Origin of the sequence: Carnobacterium sp. (genome assembly GCF_032094055.1) — a bacterium.
Lineage (GTDB): Bacteria > Bacillota > Bacilli > Lactobacillales > Carnobacteriaceae > Carnobacterium_A.
Map to the genome: position 1 here is coordinate 52,170 of NZ_DAMDAK010000002.1, position 4,017 is coordinate 56,186.

At 34.6% G+C, this 4,017-nt stretch carries 3 protein-coding genes; 1 reads left to right on the forward strand and 2 read right to left on the reverse strand.

Translation table 11 applies throughout. The annotated features are described in order from the left end of the window. The first annotated feature begins 75 nt into the window (after window positions 1-75). Window positions 76-924 carry a MurR/RpiR family transcriptional regulator gene (locus RT405_RS00745; RefSeq protein ID WP_313466776.1) on the forward strand — a complete coding sequence of 283 codons (849 nt, stop codon included), beginning with the start codon at window positions 76-78 and terminating at the stop codon, window positions 922-924. Window positions 925-1,346: 422 nt separating this feature from the next. Here RT405_RS00745 and RT405_RS00750 read toward each other — a convergent pair whose 3' ends face one another. After that, window positions 1,347-2,771, reverse strand: a complete 1,425-nt coding sequence (locus RT405_RS00750) for a PTS transporter subunit EIIC (protein ID WP_313466777.1) — start codon at window positions 2,769-2,771, stop codon at window positions 1,347-1,349. Between the two features lie 331 nt (window positions 2,772-3,102). Continuing rightward, window positions 3,103-4,017: MlrC C-terminal domain-containing protein (locus RT405_RS00755; protein WP_313466778.1), on the reverse strand; the 915-nt coding region annotated here is incomplete at its 5' end.

A 4,017-nucleotide genomic window follows, 5' to 3' on the forward strand; every position in this document is an offset into this window, starting at 1 on the left:
TTTTCTCTCTAAATATTGTATTGTTAAACAATAAGCAAAAAAGTGGATAATCATTATTATGAGGAGGAACGTTTTATGGCTGTCTCGATTCGTTTACAGATCAAAACAATGTATAATGACTTTAGTCCAAAAGAACAAGCAATCGCAGATTATATTTTAAAAAATCCCAGTAAAGTCAGTCACAGTTCCATTAGCGATTTAGCAAATGAGTTGGAAATTGCAGATTCCACTTTCTTTCAATTCACGAAAAAACTAGGCTATAATGGATTTAAAGATTTCAAATTATCTATGTTAATGCAAGAAAATGATTTACCTGCTATCTCCATTCATGAAAATATCCAAAAAAATGATAATGAGTTGACAATGGCACAAAAGGTTTTTGATTCCAATATCTCAACATTGACTGATACTAGAAAATTATTAAAAGAAGAAGACTTAAAACAAGCAGCAAATATGATTGGTAGTTCCCAGCGCTTATTCTTATTTGGCGTTGGAGGATCTGAGATCGTAGCAACAGACGCCTATCATAAATTCTTGCGTACATCTATCTCTGTATTTCATAGTACGGATTACCATATTCAGTTGATGGAAGTGTCTCTATTAACTAAAGACGACTGCGCAATCATCATCTCTCATACAGGGAGATCCAAAGAAACAATCTATATTGCCGAATCTGCGAAAGAAACAGGAGCTAAAATTATCGTTGTGACGAGCCAAGCGAATTCACCTCTGGCTAAACTTGGAGACATTGTTTTTATTTCAATCTCTGAAGAAACAGAATTTCGTTCTGAAGCGTTGGCGTCTCGTATCGCACAGTTAAGTATTATAGATTCACTATATGTCATCCTTAGGTTCTTCAATCAAAAGAAATCACAAGATTCTATTTCTAAAGTCCGGCGTGTAATTTCAGGAATTAAAGAATAATATCAAGAATCTGAAGCCTTTTTATATTTTATTCGGTCTTTGTTAAACATACTAAGATTAGTAGTGCAGTATCCACGACGGTGGATATGCACTACTATTTTTTATATAGTTGGGGTGTGTACGAAACCGTCAATGCCAGAAGACCTTGAATTTGCACAACAACTGGCCTCTTCATTATCCTTGATGGAATCAGTTTGAAGCATGTTGCCCCTTTGAGATCGTCTATAGGAAAGTGGAATCGGTAAGGCATAGTGGAATACTTCATTAAATTAGACAAAAAAATAGACACACCACAATGAATGCAGTGTGTCTAACAGATAAATCTCGAAAAAATTAACGTTTACTAAATGAGTTAACCTTAGAAGCATTTTACAGCTTTAGTAAGTTCTATTTTTACAAGTTTGCTTTTTATTTTTTATTACTCAATTATTTTCGCTTGCTGTTAAGACCTCTTCTTTTACCTCCTTTTTTTTAACATCTTGGTGCAAAATAACTTTTGTTGCAACAAATGAAACTCCAATAGTGACGGCGGCCGTAACGATTGCTAAGACCATGTTACCCATCGTTCCATCTGGAGCCATAAAGAATAATAAGGTAAATAATCCTGGAGCTCCTCCCATAACATAACTCTTCAACAGAAAAATTCCTCCAACTAAACCTCCAGCAGTGGCCCCAATTGCAGTGCCAATTAATGCTTTTGGACGGCCTATTAATGCCCCGTAAAATGCTGGTTCAGTAATACCTAGTAACCCTGTAAGTCCAAAAGAAAAGAGTGCTCCACTTTTTTCTTTATTTTCTTTAATTGATCTGCTGACAGCTAAAGCAGAAGCTCCAACAGCCAAGTTTGAAATAAAGCCCATAACCATGACTACCGGATCATAACCTAATGTTGCGACCGCATTAAATCCTATTGGCATAATAGCTTTGTCTAGGCCTAGCATAACCATATAAGGATACAAAGCAGACAATATTGGCAAGGCAATAAAACCGGCTGTATCCATTAACCAAATAACAAAGTTACCTACGTAAACACTGAGAACAGTTCCGATCGGTCCAAACACAATTAATGTAAATGGGACTACAATTAGCATCGTTAGGAATGGTTTAAGGAAGTATTTAATAAATTCAGGGATTAGTTTATCTAAATATTTATCTACATAGTACATGAAACCGACACCAATAACTATCGGAAGGATGCTGCCGCCATAATCCACTGTCGTCACGGGGATGCCAAAGAAGTCAAGTCCTTCTACTCCGCTAATAGATTGGCTTACTAAAATTGCTCCTAGAAAGGCTCCCATGATTGGCGGAAGGTTTAATTTTTTTGCAGTAGTAAATCCTAAATAAATAGGTAGCATAGAGAAAGCTGCACTAAAAATCGCTAAGATGATCGTAGCAGTACCACTTTCTGGAGAAACTCCTAAATAATTGACCATGAAATTGTTGGCAGCTAAAATCACACCACCAGTTATCAGAGCTGGAACGATAGGCATAAAAATCTCAGCACTAAACCCGCCTACGAGATTAACGTAATACATAAAATTCTTTTTCTTATTTTCTTTAGATTCTGCATGCTCTGCATCTTCTTCTAGTTGCGTAGTAAAACCAGAAACTTCTACAAAATCGTTATAGGCCTCATTCACGTTGGCACCAATAATTAATTGTACTTGTCCATTTTTAAAAACATGACCAAGCAAGTCTGTCAGATTAGATAGTGCTTCTTCATCCACTAATTCTTCGTTTTTTACGTTAATTCTTAATCTAGTTGCACAGTGACCTACGTTTTGTATATTTTCAACTCCACCAATATACTCTAATACTTTTTTAGACATATTCACGTATTTCATTTGTTTCCCCTCCTATTTCTTTTAGCGCTATGCTTAAATGCGCTACTGCTAGTTTTTACCGTTGCTTTTAACTTCAAATAACAAACAACATTCCACTTCCGTTGTAATCGGTTACAAACAATTAGAAGATAAACTCCCCCATGAAGAGGAGTTGCTCTAAATAAAAAGATACTTCTCAAATAAAATAATTATTCTTCGTCAGTATACATAGACTATTCTTTATTTAACAGAAAAGGTCTATCGTCTCTCACAGTACTTGTCAAAAGCAGAACTGCATCAGGTAAATGAATATTTAGTTCTTCGCGCATGTATTTTCTTCTATTTTCAATTCTCATTCATTCAGTTTGTCAAAAGGCAACATTGGACGCATTATTTGTTTAAATACAATATTCTCGGTTTGTTGATTTGTAGTCCCGTCAGTTAAAGCCATGATTGAATAGTTACAATACTCTTTTAATTCTGGGAAAATATACCCTTGTTTCACTACAACTATATTGTAGTTATTCAACTCAATATTAGCAGCATTAAATTGATGCATTTCAGCAAAACTAACGGACTTATCAATGAGAACTATATCAATTGGTTTTCCCTTAACGGATAATGTCAGCGTATCTCCATAATTGTCTTTATCACCGAATATTTGTTGGAGAACTCCTTTATTTTTAATCTTGACTGTTAGCTTTATTTTTCTTGATAATTCGTCTGTGTTTGTCCCTAATTCAATATCAAAATAATCCTGATTGTCATTTCGATTTATGGAGTTAAACAACTTATTATCCGTAATTCCGGCAAATAATAAGTTTTTATTATTATAATTTTCAAGAGATAAATATTCATTTAATAAATAGGTATTATCTCCAAGTGCTCCTGACGTCACATTATCTCCAGAATCAGTAACAACTACATGCTTGTATTCACACTCAATAGATTCTTTCATCGCCTCTTTTACTTCTAATGCATGGCCGTGGTACTTAAATTCACTGTATCTATCCACACAGAATCTATATAAATCATCTAATACTTCTTGTGCATAATCTTTGTATTTCATATCAGAAGGTACAACAATTAATCCAGAACCTGCAGCAAAATTATCATGTCTTAAATACCCTACATGGAAAGAAGCACTTAAAATCCTACTATCATTTTCTATTTCATCTAACTTTTTATTAATGGAGACCATTGGTTCATCTGTTGAGACACTCCTTTCTCCGCCCAACACAAAAGGAAGTTTACGATATTGAGCAAC